Source organism: Pseudomonas paraglycinae (genome assembly GCF_021601625.1).
GTDB classification, from domain to species: Bacteria; Pseudomonadota; Gammaproteobacteria; order Pseudomonadales; family Pseudomonadaceae; genus Aquipseudomonas; species Aquipseudomonas paraglycinae.
The window spans coordinates 100,083-114,391 of sequence record NZ_BQHR01000015.1 but is presented as its reverse complement, the minus strand read 5'-3'; the positions used below and the strand labels follow the sequence as shown (position 1 = coordinate 114,391).

Sequence of the window (14,309 nt, the reverse complement as noted above, 5' to 3'; positions counted from 1 at the left end):
GTCGCGATTTTTTACCGGCGCGATCAGACGGGCAGGCAGATATCCGGCGGGCGTGCGGAGTGACGCAGCTTGGAACGGCTCAGGGCCATGGGGAGATTGACGATGCGATTCATGCGCGGCCCCTGTGAAGGAGGGCGCACAGTGCAGAGACGTTCAACGATTCTGATTGTTGGAGTGACGTGCTCATGACGCGTGTTTCCGTTGGCGGAAAACGTCGGCGGCGGGAGTGTCCCGCCATGCCGGTGTGGCTGGATAGTAAGGGGGAATCCCCGGATAAGTAAACGCCTGATTCCGCGAGCGGTGGCGTGCACCCCGGTTCAGCGCAGCAGGTAAAACCCCAGCCCGACGAGGGCGCAAACGATCAACACCTCGATCACGCCGCGCTTGAAAAAGAACAGGGCGACGGCGGCAGCCAGGGCCAGCAGGATCGAGAAAACGTCCGGTTGCCCGGCGAATCCATTGGGCCAGAACACGTGCCAGGCAAAGAAACACGCCAGATTGAGGATCACCCCGACCACCGCTGCGGTGATCGCGGTCAGTGGCGCAGTGAATTTCAGTTCGTTGTGCGTCGACTCCACCAACGGCCCGCCGGCGAGGATGAACAGGAACGAGGGCAGGAAGGTGAACCAGGTCACCAGCGTCGCGGCCAGCGCGCCGGCGGCGAACGCGTGTTCCGGGCCGAACGTCGGTTGCACGTAAGCGCCGACGAACCCGACAAACGCCACCACCATGATCAGCGGCCCCGGCGTGGTTTCGCCCAGGGCCAGGCCGTCGATCATCTGCGTCGGCGTCAGCCAGCCGTAATGCCCGACCGCGCCTTGATACACGTAAGGCAGCACAGCGTAAGCGCCGCCGAAGGTGAGAAGCGCCGCTTTGGTGAAAAACCAGCCCATCTGCGTGAAGGTGCCGTCCCAGCCGAACAACGCGGTCAGCAACGCCATCGGCAGGCACCACAGCAACGCACCGATCAGCGCCAGACGCAGCAGCCTCGGCAATCGGAACCGCGCATGCTCGGGCGGCGGTGTGTCGTCATCGATCAGCGCCGGGCCGAAGGATTTTTCGCCGCCGCGATGGCCGCCGTTGCTGAAGCGCTGCGGCGCCCAGCGTCCGCCGAAATAGCCGATCAATGCCGCGCCGAGCACGATCAGCGGGAACGGTACGTTGAAGGCAAAAATCGCCACGAACGCCGCCCCGGCGATCGCCCACAGCCAGCTGTTCTTCAAGGCTCGGGAGCCGATGCGATGGGCCGCGTGCAGCACAATCGCGGTCACCGCCGGTTTGATTCCGTAAAACACCCCGGCCACCGCCGGCACGTCGCCAAGCGCAATATAAATCCAGGAAAGAGCGATCAGGATCAGCAGCGAAGGCAACACAAACAGCGCACCGGCCAGCACGCCGCCACGGGTTCGGTGCAGCAGCCAGCCGATGTAAGTCGCCAGTTGCTGGGCCTCCGGGCCCGGCAGCAACATGCAATAGTTGAGCGCATGCAGGAAGCGCCGCTCGGAAATCCAGCGCCGACGCTCCACCAGTTCCTGATGCATGATCGCGATCTGCCCGGCGGGCCCGCCGAAGCCGATGCAGCCGAGTTTGAGCCAGAACGGCCAGGCCTGGCGCAGGGTGATGGGTTGAGGACGGGGCAAGTCTTTTGGCGTTTGGCTCAAGTGTGGCTCCCGAGTTGAGTTGTGGTGGAGCGGCTATCTAATCAGGCTTTTGTTAAGGAGTGGTATCCAGATTGCAGCCCTCACCCCAGCCCTCTCCCGGAGGGAGAGGGGGCCGACCGAGGTGTCTTGCGTCATACATCGACCTGAAGAATCGAGTCGATTATGGATTCAGCACACCGCCCTCAGACTGGCATCCGGATTCAACACTATGCGTTCAGTTCAGTATTCGGATTCGGCAAACTGCCCTCAGACTGGTATTCGGATTCAGTCCTATGCGTTCAGACCGGCATCCGGATTCAACGCTATAGGTTCAGGTCGGCGTAGTACTGCAATATCCCCGGGTCGGTTCCCTCTCCCTCTGGGAGAGGGCTAGGGTGAGGGCTTTCGGTCTTCAGGCATGCGCCAGACTCCAGCGAACCGCCGCATCCTGATCACTCTCCCGCGCCTCGACCCAATGCGAACCCTCCTGGGTAGTCTCACGCTTCCAGAACGGCGCACGCGTTTTCAGCACATCCATGATGAACGCACAGGCTTCAAACGCCGCATGCCGATGCTTGCTGCTGACGCCAACAAACACGATCGGCTCGGTCACCGACAATGCGCCGACCCGATGCACAATCTCCACCGCCATCAGCGGCCAACGCTCGCGGGCCTGTTCGGCAATATGCTCCAGAGCCTTCTCGGTCATGCCCGGATAATGCTCCAGAAACAGCTCGGTCACCGACTGCCCGACGTTCAGATCCCGCACATAACCAATGAAGTTCACCACCGCGCCCACCCGTGGATTGCGCGCATGCAGGTCGGCAATCAACTGACCGGCATCGAAGCCTTTACGCTGGACTCGAACACCCATGCCTCAACCCCCCGTGACCGGCGGGAAAAACGCGATCTCGTCGAAATCCTCGATCGCCTGATCCGGCTGACACAGCTCCTGATTCACCGCGCACATCAGGTTGCCGGCGCCGAGCACTTCACGCCACACATCGCCACGTTGCATCAGCATCTGCCGCACGTCTTCAACACAGGCGAGGGTGTCGCTGGCCGGAATCTTTTCACCGCCCAGATTGAGCCGGTCACGGTAGCTGGCGAAGTAGTTGATCAGAATCATTGCGGGTTCTCCCATTGAAAGTGGCCGGAGCGGCCGCCCTGTTTGCTGAGCAGGCGGATATCGCCGATCACCATCGCCCGGTCCACCGCTTTGCACATGTCATAGATGGTCAGCGCGGCGACGCTGGCGGCGGTCAGGGCTTCGAGTTCGACGCCGGTCTGGCCGGTGAGGCGGCAGGTACTGGTGATCTGCACGCGGTCCGGCTCGCAGGCCTTGAGCTCGACGTGGATCGAACTGAGCAGCAGCGCATGACACAGCGGAATCAACTCGTAGGTGCGCTTGGCGGCCTGAATCCCGGCGATCCGCGCCACGGCGAACACATCGCCCTTGGGGTGGCCGTTGGACTGGATCATTTGCAGGGTTTCCGGGCGCATCTGCACCCAGGCCTGGGCGGTGGCTTCACGGCGGGTCGCGGTTTTGTCGCTGACGTCGACCATGTTGGCGCGGCCCTGTTCGTCGAGGTGGGTGAGGGTGTTGCTCATGCGGTGGGCTCCTGGATCGGGCTGTAGATTCGCGGGGCATTGCGGTGCGGAACGTGGATCAGGTTCAGGCGGTGCTTGAGCGCCCAGCGCACGGTCAGCGCGGTGGGGGCGGACAGGCTGACGAGGGTGCCGAGGCGGGCGCGCACGGCTTTGTGGATCAGTTCGAGGCTGCAACGGCTGGTGACCACGACGAAACCCTGACGCGCATCGAGGCCTTCGAACTGCAGTGCGCCGATCAGCTTGTCGAGGGCGTTGTGGCGGCCGATGTCTTCGCGGCACAACAGCGCTTCGCCGTCGGCGCCGAAGTACAGCGCCGCGTGCAGGGCACCGCTGCTGCGGGCCAGTTGCTGGGCCTGCTCGATGCGCTGGCGGATGCCGTTGAAATGCGCGGCCGGTGGCAACGGTGTCGGGGTCAGGATCTCCAGTTGCGGCAGCGCCTGCTCAAGGGCTTCCACACCGCAGAGGCCGCAACCGCTGGTGCCCGCCATCTGCCGCCGGTGATCTTTCAGAGCCCAGAACGCACGGCTGGAAATCTGCACGTCGGCCTGGCAGGCCTGGTCGAAATGGGTCAGGCGGATGTCGTGGATATCGTCGAGGCGGTCGACGATGGCGTTGCTCAGGCTGAAGCCTCGAATGAAGTCTTCGATGTTGCCTGGCGAGACCATCATCACGGCCTGATTCAAGCCGTTGTAGCTGATGGCTAGCGCGATTTCGGCCGCCAGCGCCGCGTGGGACACCGGCGCGTCGTCGAGGTATTCGCGGTAGGCCACTTGCGCCGGTTGTGGCGCGGGGGCGTTGGCGTCGCCCGGTTCGATGAGTTGTTCAACTTGGCACAGCATCTTGAAAAGTCCCCGAAGCGCTGAAGTGAGTTCAGGCTACGGGGCAGCGAAAAGTGCGTCCAATCGCTTGTGCCGATGCAGTGATTGGATTGGTCGATCACCGCTTTCAGGCCGAGAATAGGTGTTGACTGATAAGGCCTCATCGCTGGCAAGCCAGCTCCCACAAGGTTTCGTGTCAAACACAGAATTTGTGACTAACTCAATCACTGTGGGAGCTGGCTTGCCAGCGATGGCGGCCTGACATTCAACACATTTATTCGGCAGGCGCCTCGATCCCGAACATCTTGCGCGCCTCGGCAAAACACTTCTCGGCAATCGCCGAGCGCGGTTCGGTCTTGCGCATCACCAGCCCCAGCGGCGCGAGTACGCTGGCATCCGGCAGGTTGATGAAGGCCAGGTGTTCGATCGGCTCTTTCAGCCCGCTGTCCAGCGGCATGATCGAGCAGCAGAAGCCCTGGTGAATCGCCTGCAGCAGTTGATAGGTCGAGTCGCTTTCCAGGATCGGCTGCGGATTCAACCCGCGACTGCGGAAACTCAGGTCGATGGATTTGCGGTAGTGCATGCCGGTGGTGATCATCCCCAGCGGCAGTTCGGCGGCGTCTTCCCAGCTCATTTCCGGGCCTTCGAACTGGAAGTGACGGGTGTCGTAGAGCAGGCCGACGCGGGTCTCGCCGATCTCGAAAAACTCGAAATAGTTCGGGTTGACGTGATCCAGATAACACACGCCCAGGTCCAGCTGATTGTTGCCCAGGCCCTCGATGATCTCGTCCGAACTCAGCGACGACAGGCTGTATTTCAGCTCCGGGTAAGTCCCGGACAAACCCTGAATGTAATTCACCGGGTTGAAGTTGCTCAGCGGCACCAGCCCCAGGCGCAGGCTACCGACCAGTTGCCCGCGGCAGGCTGCAGCTTCTGCAAACAGCCCGTCGTGGGCTGCCAGCAACGTGCGGGCCCAGGCCAGGACGCGCTCGCCGGCCTGGGTGAACCCTTCGAAGCGCTGGCCGCGATTGACCAGCACCAGATCCAGCTCGTCTTCCAGATTGCGCAGGCGCATCGACAGGGTCGGCTGGGTGATGTGGCAGCGCGCGGCGGCCTGGCCGAAGTGGCGGGTTTCGTCCAGCGCGATCAGAAACTTGAGTTGTTTGATGTCCACGACGGCACCTGCTCGATAAGGAATTTTGATTGAGTATTGACGCAGATGCGTACGGCGCACGAAAAGCGCAGGCAGCGACGATCCCATCGAGGGCTTTTTTCGTCCAATCGGCAGTGTTTACGAGCCTATCGAGGGTTTCGATGACCCCCGGTTTCATTGGCCCGGACAGCGGTCGAGGGGCTGAAAAAAATCACCGATAGAGCAGGTCGATAGTGTGGTTGGCCAGAGTGATTAGACAGGCTTCACAAGCGGCACTTAGGCTCGTCATCCATTGAATTGACGACGGCCGGAGAGTGCCATGAGTGTTAAATCGGATGCCTTGTTCGTTCCCCTGAATATTGCCGTGCTGACGGTCAGCGATACCCGCGATTACGCCAGCGACACCTCCGGCCAGTTGCTGGTCAGCCGCCTGCTGGAGGCCGGGCACACCTTGAGTGAACGCAACCTGCTCAAGGACGACCTGTACAAGATCCGCGCCCAGGTCGCGCAGTGGATCGCTGACGACAACATTCAAGTGGTGCTGATCACCGGCGGCACCGGTTTCACCGGGCGTGACAGCACTCCGGAAGCTGTGGCCTGCCTGCTGGACAAGCAGATCGACGGTTTTGGCGAACTGTTCCGCGCCATCTCGATTCTCGACATCGGCACCTCGACTGTGCAAAGCCGCGCGCTGGCGGGGCTGTCCAACGGCACGCTGGTGTGCTGCCTGCCGGGTTCCACCGGCGCTTGCCGCACCGCGTGGGAAGGTATCCTCGCTGAACAACTGGATAACCGTCATCGCCCGTGCAACTTCGTCCCGCACCTCAAGCCGGTGCAAGCCTGCGGGCCGCGCGGATGAGCAAGCCGGGGTTGATGCCGGTCGAGGACGCCCTTGACCAACTGTTGGCGATGGCCGATGAACAACGTCTGCCGGACAGCGAATCGGTGCCGCTCAACGAAGCGCGCGGGCGGGTGCTGGCGAGCGATCTGGTCGCCACACTTGATCTGCCGCCGTGGCCGAACAGCGCCATGGACGGTTATGCCTTGAACCTCCCCGACCTGCATCGCCAGCCGTTGAGCGTGTCACAGCGGGTCTACGCCGGGATGGCGCCGGACGCCTTGCTGCCCGGCACCTGCGCACGGATTTTCACGGGTGCGCCGTTGCCGCCCGGCGCCAATTGCGTAGAGATGCAGGAAAACGTCGAGGTGCTTGAAGACGGCCGCGTCCGTTTCCTGCAACCGCTGAAGGTCGGGCAGAACATCCGCGCCCAGGGCCAGGAAAACCGCGTCGGCGACACCTTGCTGCGCGCCGGCAAACGCCTCGGCCCGTTCGAACTGGCCGTCGCCGCAGGGCAGGGCATGACCCATTTGCCGGTGGTGCGTCGTCCGCGCGTGGCGTTGCTCTCGACCGGGGATGAACTGGTGGAACCAGGGCAACCGCTGCGCCCCGGCAGCATTTACAACAGCAACCGCACCTTGCTTGACCACTGGTTGCGGGAATTGGGTTGCGAAGTGATCGACGCCGGGATTCTGCCCGATCGCCCGGCGCAGACACGGCTCAAACTCGAGCAACTGCAAGTGGCAGCCGATCTGATTCTGACTACGGGCGGCGTGTCTGCCGGTGATGCCGACTGCCTCGGTCAGGTGCTGCGCGACAACGGCAAACCGCTGCTGTGGAAACTCGCGATCAAACCCGGTAAACCGCTGACGGTCGGGCATTTTGGCTCGGTGCCGGTGATCGGCCTGCCGGGCAATCCGACCTCGGCGCTGGTGACCTTCGGCCTGCTGGCGCGCCCGTACCTGCTGCGCATTCAAGGCGTGGAAGAGGTGATGCCGCTGAGCTTCACGGTCAACGCCGGCTTCGATTGGCCGAAACCTGGCAGCCGTCGGGAGTATCTGCGGGTACGTCTGGAGGGCGGGCAGGCGGCGCTGTATCCGAACCAGAGTTCCGGGGTTCTGCTCGGCGCGACCTGGGCCGACGGATTGGTGGAAATCCCCGAGAACAGCATCTTGCAGATGGGTGATCCGCTGCGTTTCATTCCGTTCAGCGAGCTGTTCTGAGCGCGATCAACAATCTGTCGAAGACTGGGGGCAGCTACCGGGTCAACTTCAGCCGTTCGTGCCATTGGGCGATGGATTCTTCGGGGTAGACCTCGAACTGCTGATCCGTGGCGCTCGCCTGCACTTCGACCCACGGGGCTTTCGAGCCGAGCATCAGATGAGTGTGTTCCGGCGGCACCGGCAACGGCGTGTCGATGGCCGAGGCGAACGGGTGGATCAGCGCCGGCCATTCCGGGCTGAACAGCCACAGGCCGCTGCCGCACTGCGAGCAGAAGTGCCGTTCGGCGCTGCTGCGGTGGGCGCGGGCATCGCCTTCGTCTTTCATTTTCGCGTGGTAGATCGTGATGTGTTTGCGCCCGCGCACCTTGAGGCTGGCTGCGTCGCCGCCGAGGTTGATCGCAAAGCCGCCACCGCCCTGGGTCTTGCGGCAGATCGAGCAGTAGCAGCGCTGATAAGGGTAGGGGTGGGCGCTGTCGAGGGTGAATGAAACCGCGCCGCAGTGGCAGGAGCCTTCGAGGTGCATGAGTGGCCTCCGGTGTTTTTTGTTGGTGCGATTCAGCCTAGAAGAGATCTCTTGCCTGTGCCGCCGCTATGGACGCCTGCGAAAAGCCCGGTCAGCATGTCCGCAAAAAAGGGATCCACACCCATGCGCCGACTACCTTCCCTGGCCGCCCTGCGAACTTTCGAGTGTGCCGCCCGCCACGCGCATTTCGGCCGCGCCGCCGCTGAGCTGTGTGTCACCGACAGCGCCGTCAGCCATCAGATCCGCCAGCTCGAAGAGCAACTGGGCGTGTCGCTGTTCATCCGCGAGGGCCGGCAGATTCGCCCGACCATCGCCGCCGGGCGACTGATGCAGAGCCTGCAACAGGCCTTCGAACTGATCGGCGATGCCTGCGACGAGTTGCGCGATCCGTCCTCGCTCGCCGTGTTGCGGCTGGCGGTCACGGCAGAGCTGGCGCAGAAGTGGCTGATGAACCGTCTCACCGATTTCTACGCGCGTTATCCGCACATCACCTTGCATCTTTACGAGCAGCCAATCGACGCCACCGCGCCCGGCGAAGACATCGATCTGGCGATCACCTACGGCACCGGCCCGGTGGACAGCAGCGCGTACTTCGTCCGCCCGTTGCCGGCGCTGCAGTTCTTCCCGGTGTGCAGCCCCGGCCTGTTCAACCAGGGCACCCTGAAAACCCCGAAGGACCTGGCCCGCCATTGCCTGCTGCACGACGATCAGGACGGCAAGACCTGGACCGCGTGGCTCACCAGCCATGCCGGCGACCTGCGTCCGGAGCGCCAGTTGTATTTTGCCCACGCCGGTCTGGCGCTGGAGGCGGCGGCGCAAGGGCAGGGCGTTGCGATGGGCGACAACCTCACCGCGCAGGAGGATTTGCAGAGCGGGCGTCTGGTGCGCCCGTTCACCTCCAGCATGACCGCGCTGGGGCAATACGCGCTGGTCTGCGAGCGGGTGCGGCTGGAGCGTCCGGCGGTGGCGCAGATGCTGGAATGGTTCAACGATCAACTGGCGGATTGATGAGTTGAATTCAACTGTTCCGAAATAATCATCGTTGGCGGCCCGACTGCCCGCGACCGTAGCCTGAGGTCATTCCCATCCCGACGACGAGGTTTGACCATGGCACGTTTGCTCGACACCACCCCGAAACAGGACGGCTTCCGTCTGCCCGGCGAATTCGAAGCCAAGTCCGGCTGCTGGCTCGGCTGGCCGGAGCGCACCGACGTCTGGCGCAACGGCGCCAAGCCTGCACAGAAAGTCTGGGTGCAGATTGTCACCGCGATCTCCCAGAGCGAGCCGGTGACGGTCTGCGCATCGGCCTCCCAGTTCGCCACGGCCCGCCGCCAGTTGCCGCCACAAGTGCGGGTGGTGGAAATGACCTGCAACGACACCTGGTTCCGCGACAGCGGCCCGTGCTTCGTGGTCAACGACCAGAGCGGTGAAGTGCGTGGTGTCGACTTTGAATTCAACGCCTACGGCGGCCTCGACGGCGGGCTCTACTACCCGTGGGACAAGGACGATCAGATCGCCAGCAAGATCCTCGAAATCGAACGCTTCGACCGCTATCGCGCGCCATTGATTGCCGAGCTTGGCGGTATCCAGAGTGACGGTCAGGGCAGCATCCTCACCACCGAGCAATGCCTGCTCAACCGCAATCGCAACCAGCACCTGGGCAAGGACGAAGTCACCCGCCGGCTGACCGATTACCTCGGCGCCGAGCAAGTGATCTGGCTGCCACGCGGTTGCAAGTTTGACGAAACCGACGGCCATGTCGACGACCTCGCGTGCTTCGTGCGCCCCGGCGAAGTGGTGCTGCAATGGACCGACAACCGCGACGATCCGCAATGGGAAATCTATCAAGAGGCCTACGACATCCTGCGCAGCACCCGCGACAGCCGTGGCCGCGAGCTGATCGTGCACAAACTGCCGCAACCGGACGTGCTGGAGTGGACCGCTGAAGAAGCCGAAGGCCTCGATCAGCAGGACAGCACCCACACCCGTCAGACCGGCACGAAAATCTGTGCGTCGTACATCAACTACTACGCCGGCAACAGCTCGATCGTGGTGCCGCTGTTCGGTGATCGCAACGATCAGGTGGCGCTGGCGACCCTCGCCGAACTGTTCCCGCAGCACAAGATCGTCGGCATCGAGAACTCCCGGGAAATCCTGCTCGGTGGCGGCAACGTCGCGTGCATCACCATGCCGCAATACGCCGGCCAGAAAAAAGGAGCCTGACCATGGGCCTGCACAAACTGAGTAAAGCGTTATTGCTGGTGCTTGCACCCCTGTGTGTGCAGGCTGCCGAAACGGCGAAACCGGTTGTCAACCTGTACATCTGGGGCGAGTACCTAGCCCCGGATACCCTGAAGAATTTCGAGGCGAAAACCGGGATTCGGGTGGTCGCCGATCACTTCGATTCGCTGGAAACCGTCGAGACCAAACTGCTCACCGGGCGCAGCGGTTACGACCTGGTGCTGACCGCCGGCCAGCACCTGTCGCGGGCTATCGAGAGCGGCGCGATCCAGACCCTGAACAAGCAGCAGCTCCCGCACTTTGCCGGGGTCGGCGAGGAGTTCCGTCAGCACATGGCGGTGTTCGATCCGGGCAACCGCTACGCCGGGATCTACGCCTGGGGTACCACTGGCGTCGGCTATCAGGAGGAGGCCGTGAAGCAGCGCCTGCCGGACGCGCCGAGGGACAGTTGGGCGATGCTGTTCGATCCGGCAGTGGTGTCGAAATTCGCCGATTGCGGGGTGAGCCTGCTCAACGACCCGAACGAAGTGTTCGCGGCAGTCATGAAGTACATGGGCCTGGACATCAACCGCCAGAGCCTCGACGACCTGAAACTCGCCGAGCAGCAACTGGCGAAGATCCGCCCGTACATCCGCTATTTCGACAATGACCTGAACATCAGCGACCTGGCCAACGGCAACACCTGCGTGGCGATGTCGTGGAACGGCAACGTTGCCATCGCGGCAGGTCAGGCTGAAGCGGCGAAAAAGCCGTTCAAGTTGAATTACCGGATTCCGAAGGAGGGCACGCTGATCTGGTTCGATGCCATGGTCATTCCCAAGGATGCACCGCACCCCGAGGCCGGGCTGGCACTGATGGATTATTTGATGACGCCCGAGGTGATCGCGCCGATTACCGATACGATTCACTATGCCAACGCGATCACGGCGGCGGACGGGTTGATTGATCCGGCGATTCGCAATGATCCGGGGACGTATCCGCCGGAGGCGGTGAGGGCTTCGCTGTACAGCAAGAATGACAATGGCAAGGCGTTCAACCGGGCATTGATCCGAGCATTCAGCCGGTTGAAGTCGGGCCTCTGAAAAGCAACCCTCATCGGAACGCCGCCCGCCCAGCCCTCTCCCGGAGGGAGAGGGGGCCGACCGAGGTGTCTTACGCTATACATCGACCTGAAACACCGAGGCGACTATGGATTCACCAACGTGTTGGCAACTATGGGTTCGCTCACGTCTTGGCGCCTATGGATTCAGAGTTGATGTTTCAGGTCGGCGGAGCTCTCCAATATCCCCCGATCGGTTCCCTCTCCCTCCGGGAGAGGGTTAGGGTGAGGGGCTTTTCGGCACCCTCCACAAATACCACGCCGCCACCGTCCGAAACGGCTTCCAATCCAGCCCGATCTTAATCATTTGTTTGCGTGCAGGCTGCACCTCCAGCCCCTTCAACCGCCGATACCCCTCGCGCACCCCAAAATCGTCGGCCGGCAGAATATCCGGCCGCTCCAGGCTATAGATCAGCAACATCTCCACCGTCCAGCGCCCAACCCCGCGCAGGCTGACCAACCGCTCGATCAGCGCCTCATCCTCCATCGCCAGCGCGGTCGAGTAATCCGGCACCACGCCGTCCAGAGTCGCCTGGGCAATCCCCTGAATCGTCGCAATCTTGCCCGCCGAAAACCCGCAACTGCGCAATCGGTCGAAGTCCGTCGCCAGAACCTGCTCCGGACGCGGAAACGTCTGCCCGGGAAACAACCCCACCAGCCGCCCGACAATCGCATCGCCAGCCTTGGCATGCAGTTGCTGATAGGCAATCGCCCGCACCAGCGACTCATAGGGATCGCGCGCCGGATGCGGCTGATGCAGGCAGGGGCCAACCGCAGCAATGTGGCGCTGCCAGTCGGCGTCGAGGCTGGCCAGAAACTCGCTGGCCGGTTGATAGGGATCGGGTATCGGCAACTTCGGTGATCCGTTGATTTGAAAGCCGGGAGGGGCGTGGGTGTCGATTTGTCAGAAAGCCAGTTGTTGCGTCAGCTGCACGGCGGCGTTTTCCAGCCGGAGCAAAAACGCCTTGCGCGGTTGCCCACCACCATAGCCCGTCAATGAGCCGTCCGCACCGATCACCCGATGGCACGGCACCACGATCGACAGCCGATTGTGCCCGTTGGCCAGCCCCACTGCTCGGCTGGCGCCGGGTTTGCCCAAGCGTGCGGCGATGGCGCCGTAAGTGCTGGTATGGCCGTAGGGGATTTGCCGCAGTTCGCTCCAGACCTGCCGGGCAAACTCGCTGCCGGGCAGGTGCAGTGGAACACTGAATTCGCTCAGCTTGCCGGCGAAGTACAGCGCCAGCTCGTTGTCGATCTGCTGCAAATGCGCGTTCTGCCCCGGTGCCACCACGTAGCCGTAGCGGTTTTGCAGCTCTTCGACTTCGCGGGTCAGCGCCGGACGGTCGAGAAACTCCAGCAGCACCAGCCCGCGTCGCTCGGCCATGGCGATCATCGGCCCCAGCGGCGTGGTCAGGCGGGTGAACAGCAGCGGCTCGCTGGCTGCCGCGCGTCCCGGCGTGATGTGGAACGACTTCTGGAACGCATCGCGAAAACCGCTGAGGGATTCATAGCCGGAATCGAACGCCGCGTGATCGATGGACGTGCCTTGCTTGATCCCGCCCAATGCCACACCGAGCCGGCGGGTGCGCAGCCACGCATGGAAAGTCATGCCGAAATGCTGTTTGAACCAGCGCCGCAGCTTCAGCGGTTCGATGCCCTCGGCGAGCAATTGCGCATCGCTCCAGCGCAACTCAGGATCGGCGTCGACAGCTTTGAGCAGCCGCTGCACCCAGTCCGGGGCGATGGCCGCGGCGTCCAGCGGTTTACAACGCAGACAAGCGCGGTAACCGGCGGACAAGCAGTCGTCAGCGTGGGCGAAGAACTCGACGTTTTCCGGTTTCGGTTTGCGCGCCGTGCAGGTAGGGCGGCAAAAGATCCCGGTGGTTTTCACGGCCGTGAAGAACACGCCTTCATAGGCAGTGTCGCTTGCGAGCATGGCGCGAACCATTTCGGCGTGAGGGGGCAGGACAGCGGTCTGTATGTTCATGGGCCGAGGATAAAACCAGTTATTCGATGGCTCCACCGAAAAATCGACAGTGAATTTTCGGGCCGCTGCACTACAGTGATCGGGTCGCTACAACTCGGGAAATGAAGGTATGCCACCGTTCACGATTCAACACATCGATCACATCGTGCTGCGCGTCGCCGATCTGCAACGCAGCATTGATTTCTACGACCGGGTCTTCGGCGCCGAAGTGGTCAAGCGCAACGAAAAGTTCGGTCTGGTGCACCTGCGCGCCGGCACGTCGATGATCGATCTGGTCGACCTCGACGGCGAAATCGGCCGCAAGGGCGGCGCGGCCGCCGGCAGCGAACGGCGCAATGTCGATCACTTCTGCCTGCGCATCGAGCCGTTCGATGAAGCGGCGCTGATCAGTCATTTGCAAGCCTGCGGCCTGAGCGTCGAAAAAGCCGCCACCCGTTTTGGCGCCGAGGGTTACGGCCTGTCGCTGTACTGCTTCGACCCGGACGGCAATCAGGTCGAACTCAAAGGCCCGTCCGAAGCTTAGGCCCGCTTGGCCATCAGCAACACCGAAGCCGCCGCCGACAGCAACCCCGCGCAGCAACGGTTGAAAATCCGCTTGCCGCGCGGCTCGGCGAACCAGCGGCGCATGTGCAGCCCCATGTACGCGTAGGCGCTGATGGCGATCCATTCCAGCAGCAGGAACAGCACGCCCAGCAGCATGAATTGTGGGGTGATGGCGTGGGTCGGGTCGACGAATTGCGGCAGGAAGGCGGTGAAGATCAGGATTGCTTTTGGATTTCCCGCTGCCACCAGGAATTCCTGACGCGCCAGGGCCAGAATCCCGCTCGTCGGCGCAGTCACCGCGTCTTCGGCGGCAGGATTTGCCCGCCACAGCTGCCACGCCAGATACAACAGATACCCCGCGCCAACAATCTTGATCCCATAGAACAACAGCTCGGACGTTTGCAGCACCACCGCCAGCCCCGCCGCCGCGAGGGCGATCATCCCGGCAAACGCCAGCAATCGCCCGACACCCGCCACGCAGGCGCGCCGATAGCCGTAACGGGTGGCGTTGCTGACCGACAGCAGATTGTTCGGCCCCGGTGCCATGTTCAGGGCGAAACAGGCGGGCAGAAACAGGGAGAGGGTGGCGAGATCCATGGTGCGGGCTCCGGTGACGGGAGCGGTATTTTTATC

16 protein-coding genes are annotated in these 14,309 nt (G+C 62.8%); 6 read left to right on the top strand and 10 right to left on the bottom strand.

Going from position 1 to position 14,309, the window contains the following annotated elements:
* Window positions 1–317: 317 nt before the first annotated feature.
* The 6 genes from chrA to L6D82_RS21520 form a co-directional block, all read right to left on the bottom strand.
* Entirely contained in the window at window positions 318–1,661 is a 1,344-nt protein-coding gene (gene chrA, locus L6D82_RS21545) for a chromate efflux transporter (protein ID WP_236191521.1), read from the bottom strand.
* 391 nt (window positions 1,662–2,052) lie between these two features.
* Window positions 2,053–2,514 carry a molybdopterin synthase catalytic subunit MoaE gene (gene moaE / locus L6D82_RS21540; protein ID WP_085748298.1) on the bottom strand — a complete coding sequence of 154 codons (462 nt, stop codon included), beginning with the start codon at window positions 2,512–2,514 and terminating at the stop codon, window positions 2,053–2,055.
* Between the two features lie 3 nt (window positions 2,515–2,517).
* Window positions 2,518–2,769: a MoaD/ThiS family protein gene (locus tag L6D82_RS21535; protein ID WP_007957033.1), complete on the bottom strand. Its 252-nt coding sequence runs from the start codon at window positions 2,767–2,769 to the stop codon at window positions 2,518–2,520.
* Window positions 2,766–3,251, bottom strand: coding sequence for a cyclic pyranopterin monophosphate synthase MoaC (gene moaC / locus L6D82_RS21530; protein WP_085748299.1), 486 nt, complete (start codon window positions 3,249–3,251; stop codon window positions 2,766–2,768). The genes L6D82_RS21535 and moaC overlap by 4 nt, the downstream gene beginning before the upstream one ends.
* Complete coding sequence (fdhD, locus tag L6D82_RS21525) at window positions 3,248–4,090, bottom strand: formate dehydrogenase accessory sulfurtransferase FdhD (RefSeq protein WP_085748300.1); 843 nt, start codon at window positions 4,088–4,090, stop codon at window positions 3,248–3,250. The genes moaC and fdhD overlap by 4 nt, the downstream gene beginning before the upstream one ends.
* Window positions 4,091–4,343: 253 nt before the next feature.
* The gene (locus L6D82_RS21520) at window positions 4,344–5,243 is read right to left on the bottom strand and encodes a LysR family transcriptional regulator (RefSeq protein WP_236191518.1); all 900 of its coding nucleotides are present in this window, start codon (window positions 5,241–5,243) and stop codon (window positions 4,344–4,346) included.
* A 298-nt stretch (window positions 5,244–5,541) separates the two neighbouring features.
* On the opposite strand from L6D82_RS21520, the gene moaB reads away from it, so the two are divergent.
* Window positions 5,542–6,081, top strand: a complete 540-nt coding sequence (gene moaB / locus L6D82_RS21515; RefSeq protein WP_085608999.1) for a molybdenum cofactor biosynthesis protein B — start codon at window positions 5,542–5,544, stop codon at window positions 6,079–6,081.
* Window positions 6,078–7,283 carry a molybdopterin molybdotransferase MoeA gene (locus L6D82_RS21510; protein WP_236191583.1) on the top strand — a complete coding sequence of 402 codons (1,206 nt, stop codon included), beginning with the start codon at window positions 6,078–6,080 and terminating at the stop codon, window positions 7,281–7,283. Before moaB ends, L6D82_RS21510 begins: the two co-directional genes overlap by 4 nt.
* A gap of 34 nt (window positions 7,284–7,317) precedes the next feature.
* Here L6D82_RS21510 and L6D82_RS21505 read toward each other — a convergent pair whose 3' ends face one another.
* Window positions 7,318–7,806: a GFA family protein gene (locus L6D82_RS21505; protein ID WP_236191515.1), complete on the bottom strand. Its 489-nt coding sequence runs from the start codon at window positions 7,804–7,806 to the stop codon at window positions 7,318–7,320.
* Between the two features lie 123 nt (window positions 7,807–7,929).
* On the opposite strand from L6D82_RS21505, the gene L6D82_RS21500 reads away from it, so the two are divergent.
* The 3 genes from L6D82_RS21500 to L6D82_RS21490 all read left to right on the top strand — a co-directional run bounded on the left by L6D82_RS21500 (window position 7,930) and on the right by L6D82_RS21490 (window position 11,129).
* On the top strand, window positions 7,930–8,814 hold the full coding sequence (locus tag L6D82_RS21500) for a LysR substrate-binding domain-containing protein (RefSeq protein WP_085698792.1): 885 nt from the start codon (window positions 7,930–7,932) through the stop codon (window positions 8,812–8,814).
* Between the two features lie 99 nt (window positions 8,815–8,913).
* A complete protein-coding gene (aguA, locus tag L6D82_RS21495; protein ID WP_102687390.1) occupies window positions 8,914–10,029 on the top strand; it encodes an agmatine deiminase in 1,116 nt (371 codons plus the stop codon).
* A 2-nt stretch (window positions 10,030–10,031) separates the two neighbouring features.
* Complete coding sequence (locus tag L6D82_RS21490; RefSeq protein ID WP_102687391.1) at window positions 10,032–11,129, top strand: extracellular solute-binding protein; 1,098 nt, start codon at window positions 10,032–10,034, stop codon at window positions 11,127–11,129.
* A gap of 237 nt (window positions 11,130–11,366) precedes the next feature.
* Here the strand turns inward: L6D82_RS21490 and L6D82_RS21485 are convergent, their stop codons facing one another.
* A complete protein-coding gene (locus L6D82_RS21485) occupies window positions 11,367–11,993 on the bottom strand; it encodes a DNA-3-methyladenine glycosylase family protein (RefSeq protein WP_236191581.1) in 627 nt (208 codons plus the stop codon).
* A 57-nt stretch (window positions 11,994–12,050) separates the two neighbouring features.
* The gene (locus tag L6D82_RS21480) at window positions 12,051–13,133 is read right to left on the bottom strand and encodes a bifunctional transcriptional activator/DNA repair enzyme AdaA (RefSeq protein WP_236191512.1); all 1,083 of its coding nucleotides are present in this window, start codon (window positions 13,131–13,133) and stop codon (window positions 12,051–12,053) included.
* Between the two features lie 109 nt (window positions 13,134–13,242).
* On the opposite strand from L6D82_RS21480, the gene L6D82_RS21475 reads away from it, so the two are divergent.
* Window positions 13,243–13,656 (top strand): VOC family protein, encoded by a 414-nt coding sequence (locus L6D82_RS21475; protein WP_102717749.1) that lies wholly within the window; start codon window positions 13,243–13,245, stop codon window positions 13,654–13,656.
* On the opposite strand, the gene L6D82_RS21470 is transcribed toward L6D82_RS21475, so the two are convergent.
* Window positions 13,653–14,273: a LysE family translocator gene (locus L6D82_RS21470; RefSeq protein ID WP_236191510.1), complete on the bottom strand. Its 621-nt coding sequence runs from the start codon at window positions 14,271–14,273 to the stop codon at window positions 13,653–13,655. The genes L6D82_RS21475 and L6D82_RS21470 overlap by 4 nt on opposite strands.
* Window positions 14,274–14,309: the final 36 nt, after the last annotated feature.